Source organism: Zunongwangia sp. (assembly GCF_048269745.1).
In the GTDB taxonomy this organism is placed as follows: Bacteria; Bacteroidota; Bacteroidia; order Flavobacteriales; family Flavobacteriaceae; genus Zunongwangia.
The window spans coordinates 1-14,951 of the sequence record NZ_JBLXIB010000020.1; the positions used below are offsets into that span (position 1 = coordinate 1).

Annotated in this window: 19 protein-coding genes; 11 read left to right on the forward strand and 8 right to left on the reverse strand. The window is 29.2% G+C overall.

Translation table 11 applies throughout. The features are described from left to right. Window positions 1–667, forward strand: a 667-nt coding sequence (locus ACN0WI_RS15605; protein WP_417887980.1) for a hypothetical protein, incomplete at its 5' end; no start/stop codon positions are given. A gap of 27 nt (window positions 668–694) precedes the next feature. On the opposite strand, the gene ACN0WI_RS15610 is transcribed toward ACN0WI_RS15605, so the two are convergent. Genes ACN0WI_RS15610 through ACN0WI_RS15620 form a run of 3 tightly spaced genes read right to left on the reverse strand, consistent with a single transcriptional unit; the run spans window position 695 to window position 2,877 of the window. Next, window positions 695–2,242 carry a PepSY-associated TM helix domain-containing protein gene (locus ACN0WI_RS15610; protein ID WP_417887981.1) on the reverse strand — a complete coding sequence of 516 codons (1,548 nt, stop codon included), beginning with the start codon at window positions 2,240–2,242 and terminating at the stop codon, window positions 695–697. A 5-nt stretch (window positions 2,243–2,247) separates the two neighbouring features. Then, window positions 2,248–2,550, reverse strand: a complete 303-nt coding sequence (locus tag ACN0WI_RS15615) for a hypothetical protein (RefSeq protein WP_417887982.1) — start codon at window positions 2,548–2,550, stop codon at window positions 2,248–2,250. After that, entirely contained in the window at window positions 2,551–2,877 is a 327-nt protein-coding gene (locus ACN0WI_RS15620; protein ID WP_417887983.1) for a hypothetical protein, read from the reverse strand. 135 nt (window positions 2,878–3,012) lie between these two features. Between ACN0WI_RS15620 and ACN0WI_RS15625 the strand changes: the two genes are divergently transcribed. From ACN0WI_RS15625 to ACN0WI_RS15640, 4 genes are all read left to right on the forward strand, one after another. Then, a complete protein-coding gene (locus tag ACN0WI_RS15625; RefSeq protein WP_417887984.1) occupies window positions 3,013–3,471 on the forward strand; it encodes an RNA polymerase sigma factor in 459 nt (152 codons plus the stop codon). Further along, window positions 3,461–4,060 carry a hypothetical protein gene (locus ACN0WI_RS15630; protein WP_417887985.1) on the forward strand — a complete coding sequence of 200 codons (600 nt, stop codon included), beginning with the start codon at window positions 3,461–3,463 and terminating at the stop codon, window positions 4,058–4,060. The genes ACN0WI_RS15625 and ACN0WI_RS15630 overlap by 11 nt, the downstream gene beginning before the upstream one ends. 116 nt (window positions 4,061–4,176) lie before the next feature. After that, entirely contained in the window at window positions 4,177–4,749 is a 573-nt protein-coding gene (locus ACN0WI_RS15635) for a Crp/Fnr family transcriptional regulator (protein ID WP_417887986.1), read from the forward strand. A 154-nt stretch (window positions 4,750–4,903) separates the two neighbouring features. Continuing rightward, window positions 4,904–6,007: an alkene reductase gene (locus ACN0WI_RS15640; protein WP_417887987.1), complete on the forward strand. Its 1,104-nt coding sequence runs from the start codon at window positions 4,904–4,906 to the stop codon at window positions 6,005–6,007. Between the two features lie 95 nt (window positions 6,008–6,102). On the opposite strand, the gene ACN0WI_RS15645 is transcribed toward ACN0WI_RS15640, so the two are convergent. The 4 genes from ACN0WI_RS15645 to ACN0WI_RS15660 all read right to left on the reverse strand — a co-directional run bounded on the left by ACN0WI_RS15645 (window position 6,103) and on the right by ACN0WI_RS15660 (window position 8,685). Then, window positions 6,103–6,543: a hypothetical protein gene (locus ACN0WI_RS15645; RefSeq protein ID WP_417887988.1), complete on the reverse strand. Its 441-nt coding sequence runs from the start codon at window positions 6,541–6,543 to the stop codon at window positions 6,103–6,105. A gap of 149 nt (window positions 6,544–6,692) precedes the next feature. Next, a complete protein-coding gene (locus ACN0WI_RS15650; protein ID WP_417888012.1) occupies window positions 6,693–7,247 on the reverse strand; it encodes a zinc-binding dehydrogenase in 555 nt (184 codons plus the stop codon). A 9-nt stretch (window positions 7,248–7,256) separates the two neighbouring features. Beyond that, window positions 7,257–7,712, reverse strand: a complete 456-nt coding sequence (locus ACN0WI_RS15655) for an alcohol dehydrogenase catalytic domain-containing protein (protein ID WP_417887989.1) — start codon at window positions 7,710–7,712, stop codon at window positions 7,257–7,259. Between the two features lie 64 nt (window positions 7,713–7,776). Next, a complete protein-coding gene (locus ACN0WI_RS15660; RefSeq protein ID WP_417887990.1) occupies window positions 7,777–8,685 on the reverse strand; it encodes an AEC family transporter in 909 nt (302 codons plus the stop codon). Between the two features lie 503 nt (window positions 8,686–9,188). Here ACN0WI_RS15660 and ACN0WI_RS15665 point away from each other — a divergent pair. The 5 genes from ACN0WI_RS15665 (at window position 9,189) to ACN0WI_RS15685 (ending at window position 13,845) form a co-directional block, all read left to right on the forward strand. After that, the gene (locus ACN0WI_RS15665; protein WP_417887991.1) at window positions 9,189–9,737 is read left to right on the forward strand and encodes a helix-turn-helix domain-containing protein; all 549 of its coding nucleotides are present in this window, start codon (window positions 9,189–9,191) and stop codon (window positions 9,735–9,737) included. Between the two features lie 76 nt (window positions 9,738–9,813). Next, complete coding sequence (locus ACN0WI_RS15670) at window positions 9,814–10,416, forward strand: FMN-dependent NADH-azoreductase (protein WP_417887992.1); 603 nt, start codon at window positions 9,814–9,816, stop codon at window positions 10,414–10,416. Between the two features lie 75 nt (window positions 10,417–10,491). Then, window positions 10,492–11,319: a 4,5-DOPA dioxygenase extradiol gene (gene ygiD, locus ACN0WI_RS15675; protein WP_417887993.1), complete on the forward strand. Its 828-nt coding sequence runs from the start codon at window positions 10,492–10,494 to the stop codon at window positions 11,317–11,319. A gap of 284 nt (window positions 11,320–11,603) precedes the next feature. Continuing rightward, window positions 11,604–12,644: a glycosyltransferase family protein gene (locus tag ACN0WI_RS15680; protein WP_417887994.1), complete on the forward strand. Its 1,041-nt coding sequence runs from the start codon at window positions 11,604–11,606 to the stop codon at window positions 12,642–12,644. Beyond that, window positions 12,637–13,845, forward strand: coding sequence for a glycoside hydrolase family 1 protein (locus tag ACN0WI_RS15685; protein ID WP_417887995.1), 1,209 nt, complete (start codon window positions 12,637–12,639; stop codon window positions 13,843–13,845). The genes ACN0WI_RS15680 and ACN0WI_RS15685 overlap by 8 nt, the downstream gene beginning before the upstream one ends. A 72-nt stretch (window positions 13,846–13,917) precedes the next feature. On the opposite strand, the gene ACN0WI_RS15690 is transcribed toward ACN0WI_RS15685, so the two are convergent. Then, on the reverse strand, window positions 13,918–14,424 hold the full coding sequence (locus ACN0WI_RS15690; protein WP_417887996.1) for a DUF4251 domain-containing protein: 507 nt from the start codon (window positions 14,422–14,424) through the stop codon (window positions 13,918–13,920). 187 nt (window positions 14,425–14,611) lie between these two features. Here ACN0WI_RS15690 and hpf point away from each other — a divergent pair, with 187 nt between their 5' ends. Beyond that, complete coding sequence (gene hpf, locus ACN0WI_RS15695; protein WP_417887997.1) at window positions 14,612–14,911, forward strand: ribosome hibernation-promoting factor, HPF/YfiA family; 300 nt, start codon at window positions 14,612–14,614, stop codon at window positions 14,909–14,911. The last annotated feature ends 40 nt before the right edge of the window (window positions 14,912–14,951 follow it).

The following is a 14,951-nucleotide window of genomic DNA, read 5'->3' on the forward strand; positions in this document are numbered from 1 at the left end:
TGATGCAAACGGAAGCCAAAATAGTTGGTTTAAATCAAAAGTTGGGATAGGGACATATAATCCTGAGGCTACTTTAGATTTACACGGAAGTTTTAAATTGGTTGATGGAAATCAAGGAGAAGGAAAAGTGTTAACTTCAGATAGCAAAGGAAATGCTACTTGGAAAAGTTTAAACAATTCTGCTACAGCTTCTAATTCTTCTACTTCAAGCAGTAATGAAGAAGTCTTTGCCGATTTATATATGCAATCTTCTCAAAATTTAAGTAATGGCCAAAATGCTATTGATATTCAGTTTAGTAAATCTTATTTTATGAAAAATACTCAATTATCTAATAATGGTATACAAGTAAAACAAGCTGGAATATTTGAAGCTAATGCTACAATTTCAATTAGGATTGATGATGATGATGCCGAAAATGCGATAATTGAATTCTACCTTGCAAAATGGGGAAATAAAATAGCGAGCTCCTCAGTGTTTCTGACTATCGATAGTGCCGTAAAAGATGGAGAAATTTATACAGTAAGTTTAAATAAATTAGTTAAATTAAACCAGTGGGAGCAAATAGCGGTTTATGCTAAAAAATATAATAATAGAGGAAAGAGTAATAGATTATCTATTTTAAGTGATAGCTCTAATTTTAATTTAAAAAAAATTGGATCGATGTAACAAAAAAACCTTCTTAAAAGCTTATTCTTAAGAAGGTTTTTTTGTTCTAAATAGAATACTTATTGATATAATAGATAAAATAAGCCATAATATATCTACTAATAAAATTTCAGTTTGATTTTCAGCATACATTTTCCACATCCAGTTTCCTGAAAAAAATCCATTAATAATGGGAATAGCAAATCCCAAAGCAGATCCTATTAAAAGGGTATATTTAGTAGTTAAATAATTATTTTTTCTAAAACTAAAAATCAGTGTTACTAGTAACCAAGTTATAAAAAAGCTGCTATAAAGAATAGTTTTTCGCTCATCATCTAGTGTTCTTGGTATTATTTTAGCTACAAGCATGTTAGCAGCGATTACTGGATATAACGACATACATAGGGCTATATAAAAATAACCAAGGCCACGATTAAATTTTCGCTTCCTTGCATCTATGTGTTTTTTATCTCTTGCCACTAACCAAATAAGTACGCCGCTTAGGATTACAAAACATGTTATTAAAGCTAAAATAAAATAAATAGTTTTTAAAAATAGCCCGCCAAAATCACCAAAATGTAATCTACGGATAGCAATTTCGACCGCTTCGGTATAGGTATTCTCTTTTGGATTTTTTTCAGCAATAACAGCACCTGTTATTCCATCAAAAATCATTCTTCCATTACTAAATAATCCATGTTGGGCATCAAGTAAACCATCTACTTGAAATTTCATGTTCTGTCCTTTGTAGTTTTTAATGAAAATTTGAGTAGGAGTAAAACCGGCCCATTTTTTTTCAGCTTTTACAACGTATGTATTTAAAGATGGAATGCTTGCGTTTGTTTCTGCAACCCATTCATAATTTTTAAAAGCAGGGCGTACCTCTTCGTAAACTTTTTGTTGTTGTCCGTTGTAAAGAAAATTAAGAGGTACTAGAATTAAAGCAGTAAGGCATAGAATACAGCTGGTTAATGCATACATAAACTGAAATGGCAAGCCTATAACTCCTAAAGCCGTATGAGCATCTGTCCAGATTGTTTTAAATTTACTTTTAGGTCTAAACGTATAAAAATTAGGTATTATTTTTTTCCAATGTATAATAACGCCGGTTACTATTGCTAGCAAAAAGAAAAATGCAATTAAACCTGATAGATAATATCCAATTCTTGGAATTTGTGAGAAAAAGTGTAACCGATAAATAAGTTCTCCTATACTATAAAATTTATAATAAGTAGAAATTTTATAATTTCTTGTATTTATATTGAAATAAACCGATTTTTTTTCAGCTTCTGGAGCGGTTTCTATTTTTGAAGGATTTAAAACTACCAGCATTTTTTGTTTTGCATCTGGCATTGTAAAACGAATATCTCGTCCTTTTAAAGTATACCCTTCTTCTTTTATTGTTTTAATAACACGATCGTAATCTATATCGAGCGCTTTTTCCATATTTACCGGAATACCCTTTTCCCATGCTGTAATTTCATCTTTAAATAAAGCAAAAGCACCGCAGAAAAACATGATAAACAAGGCCACACTAATTATAATACCGCTTATTGTATGTAAATGAAAAAATACATTGTAATTTCTTTTCGGCATAGTTATTAACTAATTGCATGAATAATTTCCCCGTAATGGTATGCTGCATATAGAGCTGTTGCTACTAAAATATAAATACCCCATACTTTCCAGCCGTTTTTAAATAGATAAGGTATAATGAATAAAAGCATCCATAGTAAAAACAATGTATAAATAGAAGTTATTAATATAATACGTTGGTTTGGTAACCAGAGTGCTAAAACCATATGAAATAAAGCAGAAAGTAAATATCCGCCAAAAAAACCGGCAGTGAATTTAGCAATTTTCTGATGTACTTTTTGGGTTAAATATTTTTTTTGAGCAGGCATCTAAACGATATTTTCTATAAAAATTCCTAATAAAAAAATTACCAGTAAATAATAATTGGTTGGTAATTTTAAAGGTCGTCCTAAAACAAGTAGGCTAGTGCTAAGCATAAAAAAAACAATAAAAACAAAAAGAGAAGTTGCCCAGCTATATGTATATATTAAAATTGAAAACGAAAATATTTGTAATGCAATATTGAATATTATTGCTAATCTAGAATGATTTTGTAACCAATCTTCAAGTCGAGTAGAATCGATTTTAATTTTTTTAGAAGTAAGATAATGGCACCAAACTCCTAATAAATTTAAAAATAACGCACAGGTTAGCATTTTGTTTCCAAATTTTAATGCGGGACAAATATATATTTTAAATTAAAAACATTAAAAATTATTTAGACTTAATTTAAATAAAAAAAGTTAGTAATAAATTAGTTTTTCAATTTACTTATCCAATAAATATCAATTTTGAGTGAAGATTTTTACAATAGCCAAATATTGCCTTACAAGGGTATTCTAATAAAATTGTGCCGAGCATATACCGATAATCAGGAAGTTTGTTTACAGGTTTGGAAAAGCCATAAACGATTTAAGCAGCAATGCAAATGGTCCTCTTGGGTATATCGTATTACTTTAAATGTATGTATGACGATGCTAAAGAAGCATAAATCTCAACTTAATATTAAGAAGAATACAATTGCCTCTATAGATATTACAGAACCCAGTGTATTTGAAGATGAAGAACTTCAATTGCTATATGCTGCAATACAAAAATTACCAGAACTAGATAAAGCAATTATTGTACTGTATTTAGAATCTAAATCTTATAAAGAAATTGCAAATATAACAGGTTTTACCATTAGTGCAATAGGAGTAAGAATCAATAGAATTAAAATAAAATTAAAAACGATTATATATGGAAAATAGTATTGAAAAAATCTGGGAAAAAGGCAATCATGGATCAATAATGAAACCCGATTTTTATAATAGAAAAACTTCTATAGTATACCAAAAGATAAATGAAGTTATGAAAAAAGATCAGCTTTTATTAATTCCAGTCAGTATAGGTATAATTTCACTATTATTATTTTATAAAAAGTATGATGCAGCAATTGCAACCACTATATTTTTAGGACTACATTATATTTTTAATCATTTAATTATAAATAAATTGTCGAGATTAGAGATTGGACAAAAATCGTATTCATTTCTAATAGAGTATCAAAAACTACTAAAAAGTACTGTAAAAAAATACGCTTTGTATATGGGAACAGTATTTTCTGGGGGTTTATCGTTTGTTTTTTATTGTGTATATAAAGAAACAGAAGTTTTTACCAAAATTATCCAGAATCAAAACTTATCTAAAATCCTAGTTTTAGTAGGATTTATCTATATCATTTTAACAATTATCTCTGTGAGCTTTTATTTATTGAACACTAAAATATTATATTGGAAATTACTTAAAAAAATAGATGTACTTTTAAAAGAATATAACGAAAGTGAATCTCAATTATAAAATAGTATAATTCTCTATAAGCAATTTTGTGCTAAAAGATATACCTTTAATTAAATGTAAGTAAACTCTCGGTAAACCGACAATTTACTGTATCATTTTAAAACTTAATTTTCTTTATGCATCAGGTTATACTTAATCATGTTTCAAAAATTATTACCCTTACACCAGAAGAAAAAGAAGAGTTTGTTAGTATTCTCCAAGAAATAAAACTTAGTAAAAAAGAGAAACTGATAACAGAAGGAGATAATGTAGATTATAATTATTTTGTAGTGAAAGGTTGTTTAAAAGCTTCTTATACAGATGATTCAGAAAATGAACATATCCTGCAATTTGCTATGGAGGATTGGTGGATAAGTGATTACGAATCGTTTTTTAACCATGTTCCTGCGCGTCTAACAGTAGAGTGTCTAGAAGATTGTACATTATTAGCTATTCATAAAGATGCACAAAACGAATTATTAAAAAGAATCCCTAAATTTGAACGTTTTTTTAGAATTAAAATAACAAATGCTTTTATATCACTAAGAGCTAGGGTTTTATCTTCATTATCAAAAAATACAAAAGAGCGTTATTTAGAATTTTATGAGAAGTATCCGCAATTAGAGCATCGTATTGCTAACTACCATATTGCTAATTTCTTAGGTATAAAACCTGAAAGCCTTAGTCGTATCCGTAAAGAGCTTGTATAGCTTAACAATTTTTAACAGCACTTACTAACATATATCAAGGCTTTAAATCAAAATTCAGTAGTATCTTCGTGAGTGAAAGGAAAAAGGGAAAGAAATTGCAATGAAAATATTAAATCTGGTCTATATTGGCCAGATTTTTATTTAAAAAAAGATTATGAGTTCAACACAAGAATTATTAAAATCATTTAATCTAAACGGATTAAAATTACCAAATAGAATAGTAATGGCTCCAATGACGAGGAGTCGAGCAGACAATACGGAAAACAAACCAACTGAAGAAATGGAAGGCGAGTATTATGCTTTAAGAGCTTCGGGTGGACTATTAATTTCTGAGGGCTCACCAATTAGTGATGAAGCTGTAGGATATATAAACGTACCTGGGATTTATAAATCAGCACAAATAGAAGGTTGGAAAAAAGTAACCGATAAAGTACATGATAAAGATGGACGGATTTTTATTCAACTATGGCATGTAGGGAGAATGTCTCACCCCGACTTTCAAAATGGGAATCCAACTTTAGCGCCATCTGCTATTAATCCGAATGGACAAGTTTTTACGGAAGAAGGGTTTAAAGAGACTCTTACTCCAAAAGCTATGTCCATAGCGGATATCAAGCGTACTATAAACGATTTTAAGACTGGTGCTAAAAATGCAATGAAAGCAGGATTTGATGGAATAGAGATTCATTCTTCTAATGGTTATTTACTACATCAGTTTTTTAATAGATGTTCAAATGTAAGAGATGATGAATATGGTGGAAGTATCGAGAATCGAGCTAAAATATTATTTGAAGTAATTGATGCTATTAAAGAAGTAATACCGGAACAAAAAATTGGGTTACGCTTAAATCCATCTTTACATAATTTATTTGGAATAACTCTTGATGAAGAAACTATTCCAACTTTCGATTATATAGTTAATAAGTTAAATGAATACGATTTAGCTTACTTACACTTATCAGAACCATTTACCGATGTATCTGATAATAAGTTTGCAGTAACCGAAATTGCTAAACATTACCGACCAATTTACAAGGGTACTATAATTATAAATGGTGGTTTTGATCAGGAAAAAGGAAACAAACTAATAGAAGAAGGAAATGCAGATTTAGTGGCTTATGGAAAGCCATATATCTCGAATCCAGATTTAGTAGAACGATTTAAAAAAGGAATAGCTTTAACAGATTGGGATCAAGATACATTTTATGTTCCTGGAAAAAAAGGATACTTAGATTATCCTGTAAAAGCTAGAGATTAATGAATGTTTTTTAAGTTGGTTATAGTTGATGAAAAAAATCCTGCTAATAAATTTATTAGCAGGATTTTTTAATTTTAAAAAGCGCCCCTTAATAGTTAAGATGCCTTAACATTCTGAGGTTTTAATTTTTGTATTTGAGAATTATTTATAGTTGCTAATTTAATATAAGTATTTTTTTGAGGGGTATTAAGCTGATTTACTAAAACATCTTCATTTAAAATTTTTGCACCAATTGCTTTAGCATCTTCAATAACCATTAGATCCGGATTTTTACCTGTGATTAAAACACCCGTTTTTTCAGACATTTTGTGTTCAATTTCCACATTCCAATTCCTCAATTGTTCCACAATTTCCATTTTGTTTTCTTCCTTAAAAGAACCATCTAAAACTACTTTTTTATTTTTAAAGGTCTTTTTTAAAGAAACTATATTTTGAGATGTCTTACTTTTTTTCTGTTCAATAAGTAACTTGTATATTAATAATGAGGTTGTTACTATAAGTAATACATAAGCTCCGATAATTAATTGAGGGGTCATCATGATTAAAATCTTATAAATTAAATTGTAATTAGTTCGTTATTAAATTAATTAGTGTATCCTATATAGTCCTATAATTATGCTAGAAAACCTTCTTTAATAATACTTTAACTAGAATTAAGTGTTTTTTATAGATTATTGAAAATCTTTTAAACATTGTAACGTATAACATTTTTACCTATAGATTTTCCACTTTCTTGTAGTTTGTGTACTTCTCTAAAAACTTCAGTATTTAAACCTTGAAAAGTTTTATTAATAGTAGATTGTAAAGTTCCATCTTCAAACAAGATACATAACTCTTCTAATATTTTGTGTTGGGCTACCATATCGTTTGTTTTATATAGTGATCGGGTAAACATAAATTCCCAATGAAAAGCTGCACTTTTCGATTTTAATTTATCTAGATCTAAAGGTTCTTTATTTTCCACTATCGAACAAATTTGACCTTGTGGTGCAATTATAGTTGCCATATTATCCCAATGTGAATCTGTGTCGGCAAAATTTAAAATATAAGCTACAGTATCTATTTTGGCTTTTTTCAATTCATTTTGTAAATCATAATGATTTACCACCAAATCTGCTCCCATTTTTTCGCACCATTGTTTAGTTTCTTTCCTCGAGGCTGTGGCTATTACTTTAGTATTAGTTAGTTTTTTAGCAATTTGTATTGCAATAGATCCAACACCTCCGGCACCACCAATTATTAAAAGAGTTTAATTTTTTTCTCCATTTCTTTTAATTTTTAGTCGATCAAAAATGGACTCCCAGGCTGTTAAAGCAGTCAGTGGCATAGCTGCTGCTTCCTCAAAAGATAGATTGCTAGGTTTATGTCCAACTAAACGATGGTCTACTAATTGAAATTCAGCATTACAGCCTGGTTTTTCGTATTCTCCTGAGTAATATACCTTATCACCAATTTTAAAATTAGAAACATCACTACCCACAGCTTCTACAATTCCTGATGCATCCCAACCGATAATTTTAGGATCTTCTAACTCTTCCTTTTTCGCAGCATTTTGACGCACCTTATAATCTACTGGGTTTACGGAAACGGCATGAATTTTCACCAACAAATCTGTAGCTTCAGGTATTGGTTTTTCAGTCTCAAATGAAATAAAACAATTTTTAGAATCGACGGGTAGTGATTTAGTAAATCCTATAGCTTTCATACTTTTTTTGTATGAAATTACTATATGTAAAATGGCTATACAAGATTTTCACTTTTCTTTAATTTTAATCAAAAATCATTGCGCCAATTGGTATAAGGATTAATGATAAAATCATAGAAATAACGATTAATAAAGCAGCTTGTTTTTCTTGAGATTTTAAAAATGATGCAAAAACGGCTAAGTTAGCAGCTATAGGAAATAATGGTATTAAAGCTAATACTTGTCTATCTTGTTTCTGCAAACCATTTATTAACCAATACTCTAAGCCCATTAATCCTGCAGTTATAATAATAGCTGATAAAGCACGTATACCAAGCGCTTTACAATAATACTTCCAGTTAATAGATTCAAATTTAATATTTGTTAAATTCATTCCTATAATCATCATTCCTAATACCGAAACTACAGTGCCTATTACATTGATTACCGGTTTTGCTGCTTTCAGGTTTTGCACACCAAAACCTTTTAAAACTAAAGCCAAAATAATTACGTATATAAAAGGAATTTTAAGGACCTCTATTATCGCTTTTCTAGTATTAAGTTTTGATTTGGCAACTTGGATATATCCAAAAATATTTCCGTAAATAGCAGTGCCAACATAAATGCATATTAAAGTAGTAACAGCTTTATCTCCAAATAATGCTTTCACAATAGGGATCCCAAAAAATGCTACATTAAAATATGAAAAACCGCTTTTTAAGATGTTGATATTTCCGGAATTATCTAACCATTTATCGAATAAAATAGCAGGAAATACCATTAAAAAAGCTAATGCAAAAGAAAGTATAGCTAAAATAATTAAGTTAGAAAAATTAGCTTCCAGGACATGATCTATCACTAGAATGGGTAATAAAACAAATAATAGCGGCTTATGAATCCAAGATTTTGGAATTATATTTTTTTTATTGAGAAGGTATCCCGCAGGAATACAGCATAAATAAGGTAGTATAGTTACATATAATGATTTAAACATGTTGAGTTGGGGGGTAAATATTCTTTTTTAATAATAAATGTTCTATAAAATAATTGTTTATTTCGGTTAACTTATTTTCATTATTTTTAACTAAATTTTTCTACATAAATGTAATTATTCTTTAGCGTAACATTTTAATTTTTCACAATCGATTTTTTTTATCTAGCTATTTTTCTAAGTCATTTTATGAATTATCATAATAACAGCTTTAGAGTAGGAGAGTGTCTCTTTGTGATGTTAAATGTCTGCATGTTATTTCTTTATAATGTTGTATTTAAAATTCTATATAGTATTTTTTTGTAGTCTGATTTAATTGTTCAATTAAATCAACTATTAATCAATTATTCAATTACGTTTTAAATAATTAGTTTTATGGTTTAAATGTTTTGTCGTTTCTAATAATTACTTCAATTTTGTGAGTCATTAGTCTTTTATAAGGTTTTTTAAAAATTAAAAATAAACAGTTACCCTACATAATTGTTATCTTTTTTTATAGATAAAGGATGGGGATTGTTATATATTTTAATGTTTATATAAGCGTATTATTTCTTCTTTTACCATTTATGGTAATTCTTTTTCATGGGTATATTTTATTGTTAGCGATACTATTATCTTTTTTTTATTTTCTTTTAAAGTCAAAAATTTTTGCACAAAGTCAACAAAAAGATAAAATAGATTCTGATGATTTAGTTAGTTATGAAGAATCTAGAAAAATAGTTGAAGATTTAGATCGATTAATGCAATCTGAAAAATTGTATCTATATACAGAACTAGAGTTAAGACAAGTAGCTTATATAATTGATATTTCTGAAGATAAAATTGTTCGTGCATTATGGAAAGTAGAGCAGCACAGTTTTGAAAAGTATTTAGATGATTTACGTATAAATGAAGCTTGCGATATATTATTAATTCCGGAATTGGAATTACTTGACATCCATGAAATAGCTCTTGAATGCGGCTTTAGAGATGGAGAAGAGTTAGAAATTATTTTTAAAGAGAAAATTGGTGTTACTCCAGATGAATATCGAGAACGATATAGTTACTACGACTAAAAATACCTACTAACATATAGTAAAGCCCTCCTTGAATTTACCTTAACTATCCGTAAATTTGGAAAAAATAATTATTATGAAAAACATTTTGCATATTGTTTCCAGTATTAATGGACAGAATTCTTATAGCTTAGCCCTAAGCAGAAGAATATTGGAAAATCTTCAAAAAAAATATCAAGAAAGTAAAATTGTAGAGCGTAATATTGTTGCTGAAAATTTCCCTCATATTACAGAAGAAACTTGGTCTGCTATTATAACACCTCAAGCTAATAGAACTGAAGAACAAAATAATCTTGTAAAACTTCAAGATGAAGTTATTAAAGAATTATTTGATGCTGATATTTTAGTAGTAGGAGCACCGTTATACAATTTCGGTATTCCTTCTCAATTAAAGGCATATATCGACCACTTGGCCAAAAATGGAGAAACTTTCCATTATACTGAAGAAGGACCAGAAGGTTTAGTAAAAGATAAAAAAGTTTATATAGCAATGAGTTCTGGTGGTGTATATTCAGAAAATCCATTGTACGATTATGTTTCTGGTTATTTAACAAAAGTTTTCGGATTTATAGGAATGACAGATGTAGAGATTGTGCGTATAGAAGGTTTAGCTATTCCTGAACTTCAAGATGAAGCTATGGACAAAGCACAAAAACAATTAGAAGAAGTTTTAGGCTAATTTTAGTTTTATAAAAAAGAACTTTAAAAAGCTTTCTGAATTTTTATTCGGAAAGCTTTTTTTAATTGAACACCAATGGATTTTCATAAATTATATAATTTATCACTTTCTTATAAAAGCACTCCAAAAATGCCGATTTTCTTTTTCGGTCATGGTAGCCCCATGAATGCTATTGAAGAAAATGAATTTGTTTTAAGTTGGCGTAAAATTTCGGAAACCATTCCAAAGCCTAATGCTATAATTTGTATTTCAGCTCATTGGATAACTAAAGGTACTGCGGTTACTGCTATGAATAAGCCTAGAACTATTCATGATTTTGGTGGTTTTCCGAAAGAACTTTTTGAAGTTAAGTATCCGGTAAATGGAGCACCTGAGTTAGCAAAAAATATTTCTAAAAGCATAACAGAAAATCCAATTTTATTAGACCATCAATGGGGATTAGACCATGGTAGTTGGAGTGTCCTTAAACACTTATATCCGGAAGCAAACGTTCCAGTTATTCAGCTAAGTTTAGATGCTTATAAAACTACTTTAGAACATTATAAATTGGCTAAGGAGTTATCAATTTTAAGAAGAAAAGGGATTTTGATATTAGGGAGCGGTAATATTGTACATAATTTAAACAGAATAGATTGGAATAATTTTGATAAAATAGATCATGCATTTGCGTGGGCTCGAGAAGCAAATAAACGGATTAAAAGGCTTATTGAGAATAACGATCATTATTCATTGCAAAATTATAAAAAATTAGGAGTAGCTGTAAATCTTGCAATACCTACTAGCGAACATTATTTACCTCTTTTATATATTTTAGCATTACAAGAAAAAGGAGATATTCTTGAATTTTTTAACGATAAAGCAGTGGGAGGTTCGTTAAGCATGACTTCGCTGAAATTAACTTAATATTTAAGCAGTAATTTAATAATAAAGTTACACTTTCTTGAACAGGTTTTAACATACTTATTACCATTTAGTTATAATTTTTTGTGACCATAAATCATGTAAATTATGACTTTAATATCTGACCGTAACTACTTTAAATTAATAAGTAATTCTGCTACTTATCTAAATGCTAATATACAAGCTGTATTAATACATCTTTTTGTTAAGCGTAGGCTAATTTTTTTAATCTCTCCGTTTATTTTTAAGGAAAAGTCTAAGTACAGTTTTTTTAGAATTTTTAATTGATGAAAATTCTATACGCAATTCAAGGAACAGGGAATGGACATCTGTGTAGAGCTTTAGAAATAATCCCTCATTTACAACAAAAAGGCGAGTTAGATATTCTGGTAAGCGGAATCCAAGGCGATATTACTCTACCTTATCCGGTAAAATATCAATTAAAAGGGCTTAGCTTTATTTTTGGTAAAAAAGGCGGTGTCGATGTTTGGCAAACTTATAAAAAGAATCGGCTAAAACGTTTTTACAAAGAAATAAAAGGGCTTCCTGTTAGAGAATACGATTTAGTTATAAGCGATTTTGAACCCGTTTCTTCTTGGGCTTGTTTTTATGCGCATAAACGCTGTTATTCGTTAAGTCATCAATCTGCTGTATTACACCCCATGGCACCACAGTCAACAAAAAAAGATGCAGTTGGCATTCAAATATTAAAAACATACGCACCAACCGATTATCAATTTGGATTTCATTTTAAAGCTCTAGATCAGCAAGTTTTCACCCCTGTTATCAGAAGCGAAATACGAGCATTAAATTGTACCGATAAAGGATATTATACTGTGTATTTACCTTCTTATTCCGACAAAAAATTACTAAAAATTTTTAATGAATTCCCGAATTATAATTTTCAAATTTTTTCTAAACACAATATACAATCAGCTAATTTTGGGCATATAAAAATAAACCCTATAAATAATAAAGGTTTTTTAAAAAGTATGGCTAACTGCAAAGGCGTAATTTGTGGAGCGGGTTTTGAAACTCCTGCAGAAGCTCTGTTTCTTAAAAAAAAGGTATTAGTAATCCCAATGAAATTTCAATACGAACAACAATGTAATGCGACTATGTTGCACCATATGGGAGTGAAAGTTCTTAAAAACCTAAAGAAAAAAAGAATTCCGGAAATTCGAGAATGGTTAAAAAATGATATAATTCTAAAAATAAATTTTCCGAATCAGACGTCAAAAATTATAGATTTACTTTTTAAACACGCAGCGGAAAATCTCCCAAAAAAAAGTAATTGGAAACGAGCACCCATAACTTTAGATGAATAAAAAAGAATTTCAAGATCATTTTGTTTGGGGTACAGCTTCAGCTGCATTTCAGATAGAAGGTAGCCCTTATAAAGACGGCAAGAAAGCATCTATTTGGGATGAATTTTCTCATAAAAAAGGGAAAATTTATAAAGGCCAAAATGCCGATGTAGCATGCGATTTCTATAATAGATATGAAAATGATTTGCTGTTGATGAAATCGATGAATATTAAGCATTTTCGATTTTCATTATCTTGGTCTCGTATTTTACCAGACGGAATAGGAAAAATTAATACATTAGGAATCGATTTTTATAACCGACTAATAAATAAATGTTTAGAACTGGGAATTACTCCTTGGGTTACGCTTTATCACTGGGATTTACCACAAGCATTAGAAGAAAAAGGAGGATGGATTAATCGAGAAATCATCAATTGGTTTTCACAATATGTAAATATTTGTGTAAAGCATTTTGGAGATCGGGTAAAAAATTGGATGGTTTTAAATGAACCTTTAGTTTTTTTGGGAGCCGGTCATTTTTTAGGAATTCACGCTCCAGGTAGGAGAGGAGTTAAAAATTTTATACGGGCAATGCATCATGCTTCTCTCTGTCAGTCAATTGGCGGTAAAATTTTACGAGATTATAACGAAAACTTAAACATGGGTACCACATTTTCTTGTTCGCATATTGAAGCTTATCGAAATCGTGAAAAAGATTATAATGCTGCTAGCCGTGTAGATTGCTTGATAAATCGCTTATTTTTAGAACTTAGTTTAGGATATGGTTATCCGTTTAATGAGTTGCCATTTCTTAAAAGAGTTGAGAAATTTTATAAAGCTGAAGATGATAAATTACTTCAATTTGAATTTGATTTTATTGGCATTCAAAATTATACTCGGGAGGTTGTAAAAAATGCGTGGTGGATTCCGTATCTGCAAGCCACAAATGTAAAAGCTGAAAAGCGAAATATTCAAACAACTGAAATGGGATGGGAAATTTATCCGGAAGGACTTTTTCAGTTGCTAAAAAAATATAATAATTATAAAGGTGTAAAAAATATTTTAGTGACTGAAAATGGAGCTGCATTTCCGGATACTGTGCAAAATAATACTGTAGCAGATAAAGAACGAAAAAAATATATTCAGCAGTATTTACAAGCAGTCCTAAGCTGGAATTTTATTTTACATAATGCAAGTTATAACTTTTTAAAAAATAGATAAATTTAATTGAACTATAATTTATATTATGTAAAATAGAATATTTTAATTACTGAAAATCAGTGCTTTTAAATGCTATTCTTCTATCCTTAATTTATAAACCTTACCACTGTACGATATATTATCGCGTTCGGAACTTGTAACAAAAGTTTGAGCTGATCCGTTTTTATAAAGTGTTATTAAAAATAATAAATTTTCGGTATTATTTTTTACGCTAAAGTGAATTTCTATTTTCTCTTTATTAGGTTTTTCCAGTATTTCTAAATCTTTAGCTATACCATCATATTCAATTCCGCCAGTACTACCGTACCCTCCTCCCATTTGCCGTACACCAAAATATGGAAGATATATTGAAACGGAATCTTTATTCATTCGTATATAATTGGTATTTGTAACTAAACTAATTGCTCCACTTCTCATGGGGTTTGCCCATTGATTCTGAATCTCAAACTCTGAATTAGCAGCAAACGCTTTTAAATCGTCAAAACTAGATATATCGGCAATCGTTCTCTGACTTCCACAAGAAATTAGTGATAGAGAAATGAATAAAGCAGGAAAAATATATTTGATTTTAATAAACATTTTTAAAAGAATTATAACTTGTTAAGTAATAGGTAAATAGTATTAAAATATTATAAAATTATCGATTTATTATAATTTTAAACTGTTTTTTAAGAATTAAAGTATTTATAAATTTTCTAAAAGAATTTTTAAAACCTTTGTAAAGCTTATCGATATTAGCGTCCTTAGTAACTTATAAAAAACATTTATGGAAACATTATATCAATTTGTACAGCTAAGTAAAAGTGAGCGCTTACAAACGTTTACTGATGAAAAATTAAATAAAATTGAAAAAAAATATGATTTTATAACTCGAGCTGAAGTTCATTTTAAGAAAAATCATGCTGATGATAAAAATGGATTTATTTGCAATATTAAATTGAGTGTCCCAGGTCCACAAATTTTTGCAGAATCTAACGCTGATTCTTTTGAAGCAGCAGCTGTATCTACGATTAAAGATCTTGATAAGCAGTTAGACAAGAAAAAAGGTCAGATGCAAAAGCATTAAATATTAGCTATATACTGAAACTAAAAAAAGCCCTTTGAAA